Here is a 12936-nt window from a genome sequence, read left to right as displayed (position 1 = left end):
CCGTGAGCCGGCGCGTTGGCGCACGCGTCGCGTTTGCGGAGACCACGATGAGCGCCCACAGCTACCGGTTCGGCATCGAGGAGGAGTATTTCCTCGCCGATGCCGAGACCCGCGGCACGCCGCGCGGCGATCTTGCGGCCTTCCACGCGCGGGTGAAGGCCGAGCTGCCCGAGACCGGGCGCGAGCTGGTGGCCGCGCAGGTCGAGGTGTGCACGCCACCGCTCACCGATGCGGCCGCAGCCCGGGACAATCTCGGCGGTCAGCGGGAGCAGCTCGCCGGCATCGCGGCGGAGAAAGGTCTGCGGCTGCTCGCCTGCGGCACCCATCCCCTGGCGCATTGGGCTCGCCAGACCGCCACCGATGGGGAGCGCTACCAGGGCATCCTGTCGGATGTCGGCATCGCGGCCCGGCGGGCGCTGATCTGCGGCATGCATGTCCATGTCGAGGTGCCGGACCCGGAGGCCCGCGTCGACCTGATGAACCGTCTGCTGCCATTCCAGCCGCTGCTGCTCGCGCTCTCGGCCTCCTCGCCATTCTGGCAGGGGGAGGCGACGGGCTTGCGGGCCTACCGGCTCAGCGTGTTCGGCGAATTGCCCCGCACCGGCCTGCCCGAACTCTTCGTCGATGCCGCCGCCCATGCACGGTTCGTGGATATCATGACCCGCTCGGGCGCCATCGCGGATGCCAGTTTTCTCTGGTGGTCCCTGCGGCCCTCGATCAAGTTTCCGACCCTGGAGCTGCGCATCGCCGATGCCTGCACGCGGCTCGACGATTCCCTGTGCCTCGCCGCCCTGTTCCGCTGCCTCGTGCGCCTGTGCGTCCGCCGGCCGGACCTTCATGCGGGGCTCGACAGCGTCTCGCGGGCGCTGGCCTCGGAGAACCTCTGGCGCGCTCAGCACAGCGGCGTGCAGGCGACGCTGATCGATGAGACGCGAGGTGAGGCCGTGCCGTTCGCGGAGGCGCTGGAGGCCGTCCTTGCCCTGGTGGAGGAGGATGCCGAGGCCCTCGGCTGCGTCCCCGATGTCGCCCGTGCCCGGGCGATCGTCGCAGAGGGGACGAGCGCGGACGGGCAGATCGCCGCCTACGAGGCTGCGCTTTCCAATGGGAAGGACGAGCGCGCCGCGCTGGCGGCGGCGGTGGACTGGATCGCCGACACGATTCGCTGAGGAGGCTTTTGCAGAAACCTGGGTCGCCTGAAGGCGGGATTACCCCTTGTCGAACGGGTTCTGCGAGGTTCTGAGCGACAGTCGGATTGGCGTGCCCGGCAGCTCGAACGCCTCGCGTAGGCCGTTCACGAGGTAGCGGGTGTAGGATTTCGGCAGCGCATTCAGCTGGTTGCCGAACAGCGCGAAATGCGGCGGCCGGCTCTTCACCTGGGTCGCGTAGCGGATCTTGATCCGCCGGCCCGAGACCGCCGGAGGCGGGTTGCGCGAGGTCGCCTCGCTCAGCCAGTCGTTGATGCGCGAGGTCGAGATCCGCTTGTCCCAGACCTCGGCGGCATCCACCACCGCCTGCATCAGCTTGTCGATCCCGTCGCCGGCCAGCCCGGAGAGCGGCACCACCGAGACGCCGCGCACCTGCGGCAGCAGGCGGGTGCAATCCTCGCGCAGCTGCTTGAGTAGGCCCGGCTGGTCGGCCACCAGATCCCACTTGTTGAGGCCGATCACCACGGCCCGGCCCTCGCTCTCGACGAGGTCGACGATGGTGAGATCCTGTTTCTCGAACGGGATCGTGGCATCGAGCAGCACCACCACCACCTCGGCGAAGCGCACGGCACGCAACCCGTCCGAGACCGCGAGCTTCTCGAGCTTGTCGTCGATCCGGGCGCGGCGGCGCATCCCGGCCGTGTCGTGCAGCTTGATCCGCCGACCACGCCACTCCCAGTCCAGCGAGATGGAATCGCGGGTGATGCCAGCCTCGGGGCCCACGAGCAGCCGCTCCTCGCCAAGCATGTGGTTGATCAGCGTGGATTTGCCGGCATTGGGGCGGCCCACGATGGCAACCTTCAGGGACCGGCCGCCGGGGGCGTCCTCGTCCTCCTCATCGTCATCGCGCTTGGGCAGGGCACCCGTGAGCGCATCGTGCAGCTCGCCCAACCCCTCGCCATGCTCGGCCGAGAACGGGATCGGATCCCCCAGCCCGAGGGTGAAGGCCTCGTAGGCCCCGGCGAGACCGGTGCCACCCTCGGCCTTGTTGGCGATCAGGATCACCGGGCAGCCGGAGCGCCGCACCAATTCAGCGAAGGGCTGGTCGGCCGGCAGCACGCCGGCGCGGGCGTCGATTACGAACAGCACCACGTCGGCGGCCAGGATCGCCGCCTCCGTCTGCATCCGCATCCGGCCCGTGAGGGTCTTCTCGTCCGCCTCCTCGAGTCCCGCGGTGTCGATTACCCGGAACTGGAGGCCGCCGAAGGTGACGTCGCCCTCACGCCGATCGCGGGTCACGCCCGGGCGGTCGTCGACCAGCGCGAGCTTCTTGCCCACGAGGCGGTTGAACAGGGTCGACTTGCCGACGTTCGGCCTCCCGACGATCGCGACGGTCGGCATATCCATGATAGGTCTCGAAAAGTTCGCAGAAATCAGCGGGTGATCGGCGGGGGCGGTGCGGCGGGCTCGGGCTTGGCCTCGGTCACCGTGACGGGACCGCCCGCCACGATCGCTGCGTAGACCTCGATCCGGTCGCGCAGGTTCCGCGGGGTGTCGGGATCGGCCACGATCTGGTCGAACCAGCGGCCGGCCTCCTCGTAGTCGCCTTTCTTCAAGGCGGAGAGCCCCAGCATCTCGCGGGCGGTGTGGCGGAACGGCGTGCCGGCGGCCAGACCCTGGAGGTTGGCAAGCGCCGGATCCGGGTTCGGTCCGTCGAGGCGCAGCAGGGCGGCGCGCAGGCGGGCGAGGTCGCGCAGGCCGTCGCCGAGGCCGGTATCGTCGGCGAGCTTGTCGAACTCGGCTGCGCCGGCAGCCGCGTCGCGCTTGCCCGTCTCGGCCGCCGCACGGAAGCGGGCCAGCACCCGGTAGCCCGCCGGAGCCTGTGCCTCCAGGGCGTCGAACGCCTTGTCGGCATCCGCGACCTTGCCCTCCTTGGCAAGGCGGTTGGCCTCGTCGAACTGGATCGAGGCCGTCTCGGCGGCGGCGCGCTGCTGGGCCTGCCAGTAGCGCCAGCCCGCGACCCCCGCCACCAGGAGCACGGCGAGCGCGATGATCACGCCGCTGTAGCGCTTCCAGATCTGGAGGATCCGGTCGCGGCGGTAATCCTCGTTGACTTCGCGGAGGAACTCGTTGTTCTCGGCCATTCTATCCCGGGCCGCCGATGCCGGCGCCCCACCTCGTACCTCGATTGGGACCCGCGCCTAACACACGGGCGGCGGGTTGGCGACAGGTCCTATCCCGAAGCCCGTCCGCGCCGCGCACGAAGATGTCCCGGTTTCGAAAGGTCGAGACCTTTCGCGGGTCCAGGGCAGAGCCCTGGGGAACCGAGCTTCAGGGCTCCGCCCTGAAAACCTGCCCAAGGGCGAGCCCTTGGGAATCCCAGGATTCGCAATCAGGCCTGACCCGGCCAGACCGGTACGCCGATCACCGGGTAGTGCAGGTAGCGCGCGAAGACGAACCACGCCGCCGTGCCGATCACCACCGCCAGGATGTCGTTGCGCCAGCCATGGGGCGCGGCCGCAGGGCCTCCATGCTGGGCCACGACCGCACCGGGGGCCAGCGCCCGGCGCTTGGCGCTGATCCGCGCCGTCACCGCCCAGGCCAGGAAGCCGCCGAACAGCAACATCGAGCCGAGATCGCCGTTGGCCAGCAGATGCGCCGTCGCCCAGATCTTCACGGCGAGCAGCATCGGGTGCTTGGCCTTGGCGCGGATATGGCCCGGCAGATAGGCGGCGGCGAGACTGATGAAGGCCAGCAAGACCAGCGTCAGGGCGAGGTGGCGTGTCCAGACCGGCGGATCCCAGACCGGGATGTAGCCGGCGAGCCGGTAATCGTGGAAGCCGATCCCGATCAGCACCAGCCCCAGCAGCGACAGGGCGGTGTAGCCGAGCTTGTACCGGCCCTCGCCGATCTGGCCGACGATCGCGGCGCGCCGGGTGCGCGCCATCGAGAAGGCATGCGTGCCGAGGAACAGCACGAGCCCGAGGATCAGGAGAACCATGGGAGACTCTTGGACAGACCAGTCGAGTGCAAGCACTCTGTAATGGTTCTCAAGCGAATCTCAGCCTGTTTGTCCAGGCGCGGCCGGGACGCAGCCGGATGGCGGCCATGGGCTTGGCGGATCGGATGGGCGGAGGCTGGCGCGGGACTCTCCAGCCTTCCTTGGTGGGCTTCTGGAACTCCCTATCGAGGGCGGCGATACGGTTGCAGAGCAGATTGCGGGTCCCCTCTCCCGTGCGGGAGAGGTCTGCTCTCGCAGAGAGCCGCGTGAGGAACGAGAGCTTTCCGAACAAGGCGCGCCCTGTCGGCGCATCGATCATGCGTTCGATCCTGAGCGTTCCCATCCCTCACCCCAACCCTCTCCCGCACGGGAGAGGGGGCGCGTTGCGTCTCTCATCGGCGGTGGTGCTGCTCCTCACGGTCCTTCCGCTCCGGGCCCTCGCCGCAGCCGATCCCCCGCTCTCGGCCCTGACCCTGGTCGGTCCACCGTCGATCGTCTTCAAGGCGGGCCGCGATGCCTGCGACGGCGCCGATGTCCCGGACGCCCCGGCCCGCGCGTTCCGCGATGCCACGGGCGCGGTGGCGCTCTTCGGGATGCATTACCGCAACCGGGCACTGCGCGGCCCGAATCTCGACCACCTCAAGCTCGACTGCACGGTCGTGCTCGACTCGGGCGAGAAATCCGACCCCGCCGCCTACGACGACCGCTCGTGGATCACCGCCACCTGGACCGAGGACGGCACCCGCGTGGCCGCGCTGCTGCACCACGAGTATCAGGCCAACGAGCATCCCGGCCGCTGTCCGGCGGGGGAATACATGGCCTGCTGGTACAATACGATCACGGCCGCCGCCTCTGCGGACGGGGGCCGCAGCTTCACGCGGAAGAGCCCGCCCGTGGTGGTGGCCGGCGCCCCGTTCCGGCAGGAGATCGACCAGGGCCATCACCGCGGCTTCTTCAACCCGTCGAACATCGTTGCCGACGGGCGCTGGCGCTATTTCATGGCCTCGACCACCGGCTGGACCCGTCCCGGCAGCGACCAGGAGGCGGGCGTCTGCCTGTTCCGCAGCGACGATCCCGCCGATCCGACCCGCTGGCGGGCCTGGACCGGCACGGGCTTCACCGCCGCCTTCCCGGATCCCTACGGAAGGCCCGCTCCGAAGCCCGCCACCTGCCGGCCGGTCGGGCCGTTCCCGGGGCCGGTCGGGGCCGTGGTCCGGCACCGCGGCTCGGGCGCCTGGATCGCGGTGTTCATGGCCAAGGCGGGGGAGGGGTTCGCACGTTCCGGCTTCTACTGGACCAGCTCCCGCGACTTGATCGCCTGGGACCAGCCCCGCCTGCTGGTCGAGGGCGCGACCCTCTACGACGATCCCTGCACGGCCACCGCACCGCTGATCGCCTACCCGTCGCTGCTCGATCCGGACGCGAAGGGCCGCAACTTCGACGATGTCGGCGACACGGCGCTCCTGACCTATGCCAGCCTGCGGACGGAGGGCTGCACCATCACCTCGGATCGGGACCTGCTGCGCCGCCCGGTGGCGATCCGGGTCTGGCCCTGACAGACCGCGACCGTCGCTAAAGCCGAGGCCGCGATCGCCGAGGGCTACCGGACGCGGCTCTACTGACCGATCCGCTGGCAGAGCACGGTGCCTAGCGTCACGCTCAGCGTCAGGGCGGTGGCCGAAAGCATGACCGTGGTGGCGCGGGCATAGGCGCGGCCCGCGTGGATCAGCAGGCAACCGCAGGCGAAAATCGCCAAGGGCTGGAGCAGGTGCGACACGGGTTGCCTCCTCTCGACCCGGGCGGATGCACGGTCGAAGAGGCTCCAGCCTCGGCCGGACGGCGTGAAAACCGGGTTAACGTCGGCTATACGGGCTCTCCAACCAGCCGTGAGAGGGGCTCGTATGAGCGCATCGAGGATGCCCCGGGAGACGCGTGAAGGGACGCGGGCGCGCGGGGTCGCGCCGCCTGCCCGGGAGGCGGCTCTTCTCGGGTCCGGCGCGGTCGGGGCCGGGGCGGTCGGCGCCTCGGCGCTGGGCGCGCTTGCACTCGGGGCCGCAGCCTTCGGGGCGGTGGCGATCGGGGCCTTCGCGATCGGCCGCCTCTCGGTCGGCCGCGCCCGCGTGGGGGCGCTTGCGATCGGATCGTTGGAGATCGACACCTTGACGGTCCGGTCGCTACGCCTGCCCGACCGGGATCATGGGGGAGAGCCCTGATGAGTGATGCGAAGCCTCCTTTCCGCCCCTCGGACGCCGTGGATGTGCTCGGCGAGACAGAGGGCGATTTCGTCCTGCCGCTCTGCCTGCCGCAGCCCAACCTGCTGATCGGCGAGGAACTCGCCATGGTCGTGCTCGACACGATCCACGGCCAGCGGATCGGCCTGCCCCTCAGTCCGCAGGGCGCGGCGGATCTGCATGCGGTTCTGGGCGAGGCCATCCGCCTGCTTCAGGCGCGGGACGGCGGCCCGGTTCAGTAGCCGCGATCGGACCGGGCTTTCCGCGGTTCAGGTCCCGTCCGCGTCCGGTTCGGGCCCGTCCGCGCGCGGTCCGCGCGCCACCTCCCGCAGTGCCGAATCGGGCAGCGGGCGCTGGAGGCGCAGCGCCTCCGCGGTCGGTGCTTCGAGCCAGGTCACCCATTCCTCGGGAGTGGTCAGCAGGACCGGCATCGCCTTCGGGTGGACCGGCCCGACGATTCCGTTGGCCTCGGTGGTCAGGAAGGCGAACAGCGTGTGCTCGGCCTCGGCGCGGTCCGGGTTCTCACGCTTCGTCCCCCGGATGCCGGTCCAGGGCCGCCAGATCCCCGCGAAGGCGAAAAGCGGCCTGTCCTCCGCCAGGGCGAACCAGACCGGTGTCTTGCGCGGTTTGGTGTCGGCGTATTCGCTGAAGGCGGTGGCCGGCACGAGGCAGCGATGGGCCGGCCCGAGCCAGGGGCGCCAGTGCGGGCTCGCGACGTTGCGCACGTTGGTGATCGGCTGCTCGCCGAACGCCTTCGGGCCCGGCATGCCCCAGCGCAGCAGCGCGAGCTCCCGGCCGTCCGCGCCGTTGCGCACCACCGGGGCCATCTGGTCGGGGAAGATCGCCGGCAGGAGCGGCAGGTTGCCGGTGCGGTCGTCTACGATCCCGAAGGCGCGGCGCAAATCCGCCTGGCCGGTGCGCAGGCTGTAGAGGTTGCACATCGCGCGTCCCGCCCGTCCTCGGTCCTGCCTCCGGGACCCCGCGCCTTCTCGGCGCGGGGCGCGGGACCGTCAACACCGACGGTTGTACGGCCGGATCAAGCGAGGCTCTGGGCGGCGGTCCGCAACGTCTGTGTGGCTTGGTCTGCCTTGCTGGCCGATTGGGCGATCCCGCCGAGGCCCTGGGTGATCGCGCCGACGCCCTGCGAAGCCGTCTGCATGTTCGCCGACATCTCACGCGTCACCGCGGATTGCTCCTCGACGGCCGTGGAGATCGCGCCGGCAACCTCGTTCAGCCGCACGATCGTCGCCTGGATCGCGCTGATCGCCCCGACCGCCTCCCGGGTGGCCTCCTGTGTTCCGGAAATCTGGGACCCGATCTGCTCGGTCGCCCGGGACGTCTGGTTGGCCAGCTCCTTCACCTCGGCGGCGACCACCGCGAAGCCGCGTCCCGCTTCGCCGGCGCGCGCCGCCTCGATCGTGGCATTGAGCGCCAGAAGATTGGTCTGCGCCGCGATGCTCTGGATCAGCGCCACGACCTCGCCGATCTGCGCGGCCGCCTCGCTGAGACCGGCGATGACGGTCTGCGTGGACTTCGCCTGATCGACGGCCTGCCCGGAGATCTCCGAGGCCTACGTGACCTGGCCGCTGATCTCGGCGACCGAGGCGGCAAGCTGCTCGGCGCCCGAGGCCACCGCCTGGATTTCGCCGGAGACCCGCGTCGAGGATTCTGCCGCCTGCCCGGCCTGATACGAGACGTTCGACGAGGCGTCCGCAATGGCGTTCAGATCCCGGACCATCGTCTGCTGCAAGTCCGCCCGGCGCTCGCGGTCCTGAACCAGCGCGGTGACGTCGGTTGCGAATTTGACGATCTTGAGCAGCCGCCCGTCGCGGTCGAAGACCGGGTTGTACGAGGCCTGGATATGGACGATGTGGCCGTCCTTGGCGAGGCGCCGGAACTCGCCCATCTCGTACTGCCCGCTGGCCAGGCGGTTCCAGAAGGTCCGGTATTCGGCGCCGTCCCGGACCGTCGGTTCGACGAACAGGCTGTGATGGCGGCCCACGATCTCGTCCAGCCGGTAGCCGATCACATCCAGGAAGTTGTCGTTCGCGGTCAGGATCGTCCCGTCGCTCTTGAATTCGATCACCGCCTGCGACCGGTTGATGGCGTTAATCTGGCCTTCATACGCAATGGTGCGCATCACCTGCGCGGTGACGTCGCTCGCGAACTTGACCACCCGGACCGGCTTGCCGCCGCGGCCGAGGATCGGGTTGTACGTTGCCTGAAGCCAGACCTCACGGCCGTCCTTGCCGATGCGCTTGAACTCGCCCGCCTGGAAAGTGCCGCTCCGTAGCGCTGCCCAGAACTCTTGATAGGCCGCGCTGTCGCGATAGGCCGGATCGACGAGCTGGGCATGCGGCTTGCCGCGGATTTCGTCGAGCGGATATCCGAGCGTGTCGCAAAAATTCTTGTTGGCCGTCAGGATCTTGCCGTCGAGGTCGAACTCGATGACGGCTTGGGAACGATCCAAAGCCGCAAGTTTGGATGTGAGGCTTCGATCGAACACAAAGGCCATTGGAATTTATTTCCCCTTCGATGGTGCCGGCTCTTTCGACACGAGCGCCGGATCGGCTCAAGCCATATTACCATACTCTCCATGCATGGAATGCAGAGTCGCATTCTGCAGAGGGGTTCGTTAAGATCTCAGGTCACGAAATGAAGAAATTCTAATTGATCGATGCCTGTAAATATCGAATTTCTACTGTCAAAGAGGCTCGGTTTCTATTAGTTTTGAATCTTTATAGATCTTACGAAAAGCATCTTCTCTTCCTAAAGCAGTGCTTATTTTGGATTAGCACACTTTATAGGCGAGAGAAGAGCAGGTATGCGCCGGACGCTGATCGCTATCGGCGCCTGCGATGGCGCTTTTGGTTGACGTGGGTTCAATCACGAACTTCGTCGCAGGACGAGAGCACACCCCACTTACCAAAAAATCCCTCCGGTATGGAGGCTATGGCATGCGATCGGGGAGGGCGTAGTCCGAGCGGTTCATCGCCGCCCGGACCATGCCGTGATTCGCGATCGACCGAAGCCGATCCCGTCGGATCAGAGGTGGAACACCACCTTCACGCAGCCGTCCTTCTTGTCGCGGAAGGTCTTGTAGAGGTCCGGACCCTCTTCGAGGTCGTGCGACCGGTGCGTGATCAGGCTGGTCATGTCGATCTTGCCCTCTTGGATCAGCTTGGTCAGCGTCTCGAGGTAGCGCTTCACGTGGGTCTGGCCGCTCTTCATGGTCAGGCCCTTCTGGACGATCGAGCCCATGTTGATCGGCAACGGACCGCCATAGACACCCGGCACCGAGACGATCCCGCAGGGCCGCACCGCCTTGATCGCCTCCGCCAGCGCGTAAGGCCGCTCGGTCGCGGTGAGCTTCTCCTGCACGGCCGAGAGCACGCCGGTGATGCCGCCATGGCCGGCACTCGCCTCCATGCCGACGCAGTCGATCACCGCGTCCGCACCCAGGCCCTTGGTGATCTCCTTGATCCGCTCGAACACGTCCTCGTTCATGAAGTCGATGATGTCGGTGGCCCCCGCCTTCCTGGCCAGCGCGATGCGCTCGGGCACGGTCTCGATCGCGATGATGCGCTCGGCGCCCATGATCTTGGCCGATTGGATGGTGAAGATGCCGACCGGGCCGGCGCCCCAGATCGCGATGGTCTCGCCGCCCTGGATCTCGCAGTGCTCGGCGGCTTGCCAACCGGTCGGCAGGATGTCGGTGAGGAAGAGGACCTGCTCGTCATCCATGCCCTCCGGCACCTTCATCGGGGCCACGTCGGCCATCGGCACACGGACATACTCGGCTTGGCCGCCCGCGTAGCCGCCGGTGAGGTGCGAATAGCCGAACAGGCCGGCCGTGGTGTAGCCGAACTGCGCCGCCGCCATCTCGGCGTTGCGGTTCGAGCGCTCACACACCGAGTAGTTGCCGAGCTTGCACTGCCGACAGGCACCGCAATTGATGTTGAAGGGCACGATGATCCGATCGCCCTTCTTGAACTTGGTGAAGCCCTGACCGACCTCGACGACCTCGCCCATGAACTCGTGGCCGAGCACGTCGCCGCTCTCCATGGTGGGCATCAGCCCGTCCATCAGGTGAAGATCCGAGCCGCAGATCGCGCAGCTCGTCACCTTGATGATCACGTCGCGGGAATCCTCGATTTTCGGGTCGGGGACTGTGTCGCACCGGATGTCGTTTCGGCCGTGCCAGCACAGTGCCTTCATAACGCGCGTCTCCAGATGTCGGTGGGGTGAGGCCGGGTGCGGCCGTCTCTCCGGGTAAGCCCTGCGCGGTACGGCCAAGTTCCTGGCCGCCGACCCTGCGGCGAAGGAACTGAGCTTGGGCCTGCGTGGAACCTCGACCCAACCGTCGGGGGTTATCGGCTCGACGGGGCGCTCCGGTTCCGCGTCGGACCGTGACACGCGCACCCGACGCCCGGCGCACACCCCCGATCGTCAGAGCCTCTGCGAGCCCTCATGCCGAACAGCCCGATCCTTCAGCCGGTCACGATCGGTGGCCTGAGCCTCAAGAACCGCGTCGTGATGGCGCCGCTCACCCGCAGCCGCTCGAACAACGACGGGGTGCCGCCGGAATTCGCCGCCGATTATTATGGTCAGCGGTCGAGCGCCGGCCTTATCGTCGCGGAGGCGACCAACATCTCGTCCCAGGCCGTGGGCTACGCCTATACCCCCGGGATCTGGTCCGACGCGCAGGTGGAGAGCTGGTCGCGGATTGTCCGGACTGTCCACGCCAATGACGGTCTGATCTTTCTTCAACTCTGGCACACGGGCCGGATCTCGCATCCCGATCTACAGCCCGGCGGGGACCTTCCGGTCTCGGCCTCGGCGATCAAGCCGGAGGGCACCGCCTTTACGCGCGAGGGGATGAAGCCCCACGTGACGCCCCGTGCCCTGGAGACCGACGAGATCCCCGGCATCGTGGCGGATTACCGCCGGGCCGCGGAGAACGCCAAGCGGGCCGGGTTCGACGGCGTCGAGATCCACTCGGCCAACAACTACCTGCTCGAACAATTCGTGCGCGATTCGACCAACCAGCGGACCGACCGCTACGGCGGCTCGATCGAGAACCGTCTGCGCTTCCCCCTGGAGGTGGTCCAGGCCGTGACCGAGGTCTGGGGCGGCGGCGGCCGCGTCGGCATCCGGATCTCGCCCGCTACGACGCAGCCGGGCGAGACCCCACTCGATTCCGATCCGAACGCCACCTACGGCAGCTATCTCGACGCGCTCAACGGGTTCGGGCTTCTCTACGTCCACGCGATCGAAGGTGTGACGCAGCAGACCCGTGATGCGTCGGAGGGCGTCGATCTCCAGGCGCTACGCCGCCGCTTCAAGGGCGCCTATATCGGCAATAACGGGCTGACCCTCGATCTCGCCGAGCAGGAACTGGCCGAAGGTCGAGCGGACCTGTTCAGCTTCGGCCGGCCCTACCTCGCCAATCCCGATCTGGTGGAGCGGTTCGCCACCGGCGCACCCGTGGCCGAGGCGCCGAAGGCCTATTGGTACGGTGGAGGTGCGAACGGCTATTCCGACTGGCCCGGCATGAACGGGCCGGTTCCCGTTCGTCGGTGAGGCCGCGTGCGACGCCCACTTGGGTAAACTGGTTTACAAATGTTTCACGTGAAACATCGCCGTTAACCGAGCCTTTATTCGTCCTCCATCGGATCGCCGGTCCAGTGTGTCGCGAAAGCGGCGAGCTCCCGTGCCTCCGCGAAGGCCATGACGGTGACGTCACGCTCGGCCGGGCCTGCGCCCGGGTAGGGCGCGAGCTGGATCTTCACGCGCGCGAGACGGCCGCCGGGGGCGTTGGCGGCCAGCCAGGACTGGGCCTCAGCCGACAGCTTCTCCGAGCCGTCGAGCGCTCGCGAGTCGCTCCGCAGGACGATGACGTAGGTGCCGAGGCTGGGATCAGCCCCCTGCACCGCCTTGACGATATCGATCACGGGCCCTCCGCAAAGTCGTTGATCTGAACCTGGGCCTGCGCCTGGGTGAAGTTCGGGATATCGGCGAAGATTTCGGTGCCATGGGTGGCAACGGCCTTCTGGAACGCATCGACCGATTCGAAGGTCAGCAGAGCCATGACCTGGATCGGCGCAGTGCCGCCATCCGGCGTCCCGGCGCCCTTGACTACCTTGGCGTCGTGCAGGCCCAGCGCGGACCAGCGCTCCCGGACCAGCGGCATGTGATGGCCGAGGTAATAGCCCATGTCGAAGCTCGGGCCCGACGGGTACATCACGCTCACGAGAATCATATTGGTCCTTCTCCCTGTGTCGCGGTTCGGCTGTCCGGCCTACGGGCAAACCCGACGCGCTTTGCGGAGCCCCGAGGCACGCTTCGAAGCAGCCCGAGATCATATGAGCGGCATCGGACGAGCCAAAAGCCAGCGCTCGAGCGGGACTAGGTTGGCCGGATCGTACGCGGAAAGCTAGGGCGTTGGCCCTCGGAGGCGAGAATCGTTCGCGAGAACTCCCGGTCCGATCGGCCGATGCATCCTGCGACGTCACAAGCCTGCCCGACCGGGCAGGCCCGAGAAGCGGGAAGCTGCATG

General features: G+C 67.9%; 13 protein-coding genes and 1 pseudogene. 5 read left to right on the top strand and 9 right to left on the bottom strand.

The window, feature by feature from the left end; genetic code table 11:
* The first annotated feature begins 47 nt into the window (after positions 1-47).
* Complete coding sequence (locus MKK84_RS09550) at positions 48-1166, top strand: carboxylate-amine ligase (RefSeq protein ID WP_243919104.1); 1119 nt, start codon at positions 48-50, stop codon at positions 1164-1166.
* Positions 1167-1205: 39 nt separating this feature from the next.
* Here the strand turns inward: MKK84_RS09550 and der are convergent, their stop codons facing one another.
* From der to MKK84_RS09535, 3 genes are all read right to left on the bottom strand, one after another.
* Positions 1206-2552, bottom strand: coding sequence for a ribosome biogenesis GTPase Der (der, locus tag MKK84_RS09545; protein ID WP_243919103.1), 1347 nt, complete (start codon positions 2550-2552; stop codon positions 1206-1208).
* Positions 2553-2578: 26 nt separating this feature from the next.
* Positions 2579-3289 carry a tetratricopeptide repeat protein gene (locus MKK84_RS09540; protein ID WP_243919102.1) on the bottom strand — a complete coding sequence of 237 codons (711 nt, stop codon included), beginning with the start codon at positions 3287-3289 and terminating at the stop codon, positions 2579-2581.
* 248 nt (positions 3290-3537) lie between these two features.
* Positions 3538-4146 carry an NnrU family protein gene (locus MKK84_RS09535; RefSeq protein WP_243919101.1) on the bottom strand — a complete coding sequence of 203 codons (609 nt, stop codon included), beginning with the start codon at positions 4144-4146 and terminating at the stop codon, positions 3538-3540.
* Between the two features lie 383 nt (positions 4147-4529).
* Between MKK84_RS09535 and MKK84_RS09530 the strand changes: the two genes are divergently transcribed.
* Positions 4530-5702 (top strand): hypothetical protein, encoded by a 1173-nt coding sequence (locus MKK84_RS09530; RefSeq protein WP_243919099.1) that lies wholly within the window; start codon positions 4530-4532, stop codon positions 5700-5702.
* Between the two features lie 59 nt (positions 5703-5761).
* Here the strand turns inward: MKK84_RS09530 and MKK84_RS09525 are convergent, their stop codons facing one another.
* Positions 5762-5923: a hypothetical protein gene (locus MKK84_RS09525; RefSeq protein WP_243919097.1), complete on the bottom strand. Its 162-nt coding sequence runs from the start codon at positions 5921-5923 to the stop codon at positions 5762-5764.
* Positions 5924-6047: 124 nt separating this feature from the next.
* Between MKK84_RS09525 and MKK84_RS09520 the strand changes: the two genes are divergently transcribed.
* Together MKK84_RS09520 and MKK84_RS09515 are read left to right on the top strand one after the other, a co-directional pair.
* Positions 6048-6359, top strand: a complete 312-nt coding sequence (locus MKK84_RS09520) for a hypothetical protein (RefSeq protein WP_243919095.1) — start codon at positions 6048-6050, stop codon at positions 6357-6359.
* The gene (locus MKK84_RS09515; protein WP_243919093.1) at positions 6359-6619 is read left to right on the top strand and encodes a hypothetical protein; all 261 of its coding nucleotides are present in this window, start codon (positions 6359-6361) and stop codon (positions 6617-6619) included. The genes MKK84_RS09520 and MKK84_RS09515 overlap by 1 nt, the downstream gene beginning before the upstream one ends.
* A gap of 27 nt (positions 6620-6646) precedes the next feature.
* On the opposite strand, the gene MKK84_RS09510 is transcribed toward MKK84_RS09515, so the two are convergent.
* From MKK84_RS09510 to MKK84_RS09500, 3 genes and pseudogenes are all read right to left on the bottom strand, one after another.
* Complete coding sequence (locus tag MKK84_RS09510; protein WP_243919092.1) at positions 6647-7318, bottom strand: SOS response-associated peptidase; 672 nt, start codon at positions 7316-7318, stop codon at positions 6647-6649.
* Positions 7319-7413: 95 nt separating this feature from the next.
* Positions 7414-8892, bottom strand: a pseudogene (locus MKK84_RS09505) (PAS domain S-box protein).
* Positions 8893-9422: 530 nt separating this feature from the next.
* Positions 9423-10595 carry a zinc-dependent alcohol dehydrogenase gene (locus MKK84_RS09500; protein WP_243919090.1) on the bottom strand — a complete coding sequence of 391 codons (1173 nt, stop codon included), beginning with the start codon at positions 10593-10595 and terminating at the stop codon, positions 9423-9425.
* A 252-nt stretch (positions 10596-10847) separates the two neighbouring features.
* On the opposite strand from MKK84_RS09500, the gene MKK84_RS09495 reads away from it, so the two are divergent.
* Entirely contained in the window at positions 10848-11960 is a 1113-nt protein-coding gene (locus tag MKK84_RS09495; protein ID WP_243919088.1) for an alkene reductase, read from the top strand.
* Between the two features lie 74 nt (positions 11961-12034).
* On the opposite strand, the gene MKK84_RS09490 is transcribed toward MKK84_RS09495, so the two are convergent.
* Positions 12035-12331 carry a hypothetical protein gene (locus MKK84_RS09490; RefSeq protein ID WP_243919087.1) on the bottom strand — a complete coding sequence of 99 codons (297 nt, stop codon included), beginning with the start codon at positions 12329-12331 and terminating at the stop codon, positions 12035-12037.
* Positions 12328-12639 (bottom strand): EthD family reductase, encoded by a 312-nt coding sequence (locus MKK84_RS09485; protein ID WP_243919086.1) that lies wholly within the window; start codon positions 12637-12639, stop codon positions 12328-12330. Before MKK84_RS09485 ends, MKK84_RS09490 begins: the two co-directional genes overlap by 4 nt.
* Positions 12640-12936 lie beyond the last annotated feature (297 nt).

Source organism: Methylobacterium sp. E-065, from assembly GCF_022829605.1.
In the GTDB taxonomy this organism is placed as follows: domain Bacteria; phylum Pseudomonadota; class Alphaproteobacteria; order Rhizobiales; family Beijerinckiaceae; genus Methylobacterium.
This window is presented reverse-complemented; position numbering and strand designations above follow the sequence as displayed.

Coding starts and splice junctions, on each gene's coding strand:
- MKK84_RS09550 (WP_243919104.1), top strand. CDS start 48: ATGAGCGCCCACAGCTACCGGTTCGGCATCGAGGAGGAGTATTTCCTC.
- der (WP_243919103.1), bottom strand. CDS start 2,552: ATGGATATGCCGACCGTCGCGATCGTCGGGAGGCCGAACGTCGGCAAG.
- MKK84_RS09540 (WP_243919102.1), bottom strand. CDS start 3,289: ATGGCCGAGAACAACGAGTTCCTCCGCGAAGTCAACGAGGATTACCGC.
- MKK84_RS09535 (WP_243919101.1), bottom strand. CDS start 4,146: ATGGTTCTCCTGATCCTCGGGCTCGTGCTGTTCCTCGGCACGCATGCC.
- MKK84_RS09520 (WP_243919095.1), top strand. CDS start 6,048: ATGAGCGCATCGAGGATGCCCCGGGAGACGCGTGAAGGGACGCGGGCG.
- MKK84_RS09515 (WP_243919093.1), top strand. CDS start 6,359: ATGAGTGATGCGAAGCCTCCTTTCCGCCCCTCGGACGCCGTGGATGTG.
- MKK84_RS09510 (WP_243919092.1), bottom strand. CDS start 7,318: ATGTGCAACCTCTACAGCCTGCGCACCGGCCAGGCGGATTTGCGCCGC.
- MKK84_RS09500 (WP_243919090.1), bottom strand. CDS start 10,595: ATGAAGGCACTGTGCTGGCACGGCCGAAACGACATCCGGTGCGACACA.
- MKK84_RS09495 (WP_243919088.1), top strand. CDS start 10,848: ATGCCGAACAGCCCGATCCTTCAGCCGGTCACGATCGGTGGCCTGAGC.
- MKK84_RS09485 (WP_243919086.1), bottom strand. CDS start 12,639: ATGATTCTCGTGAGCGTGATGTACCCGTCGGGCCCGAGCTTCGACATG.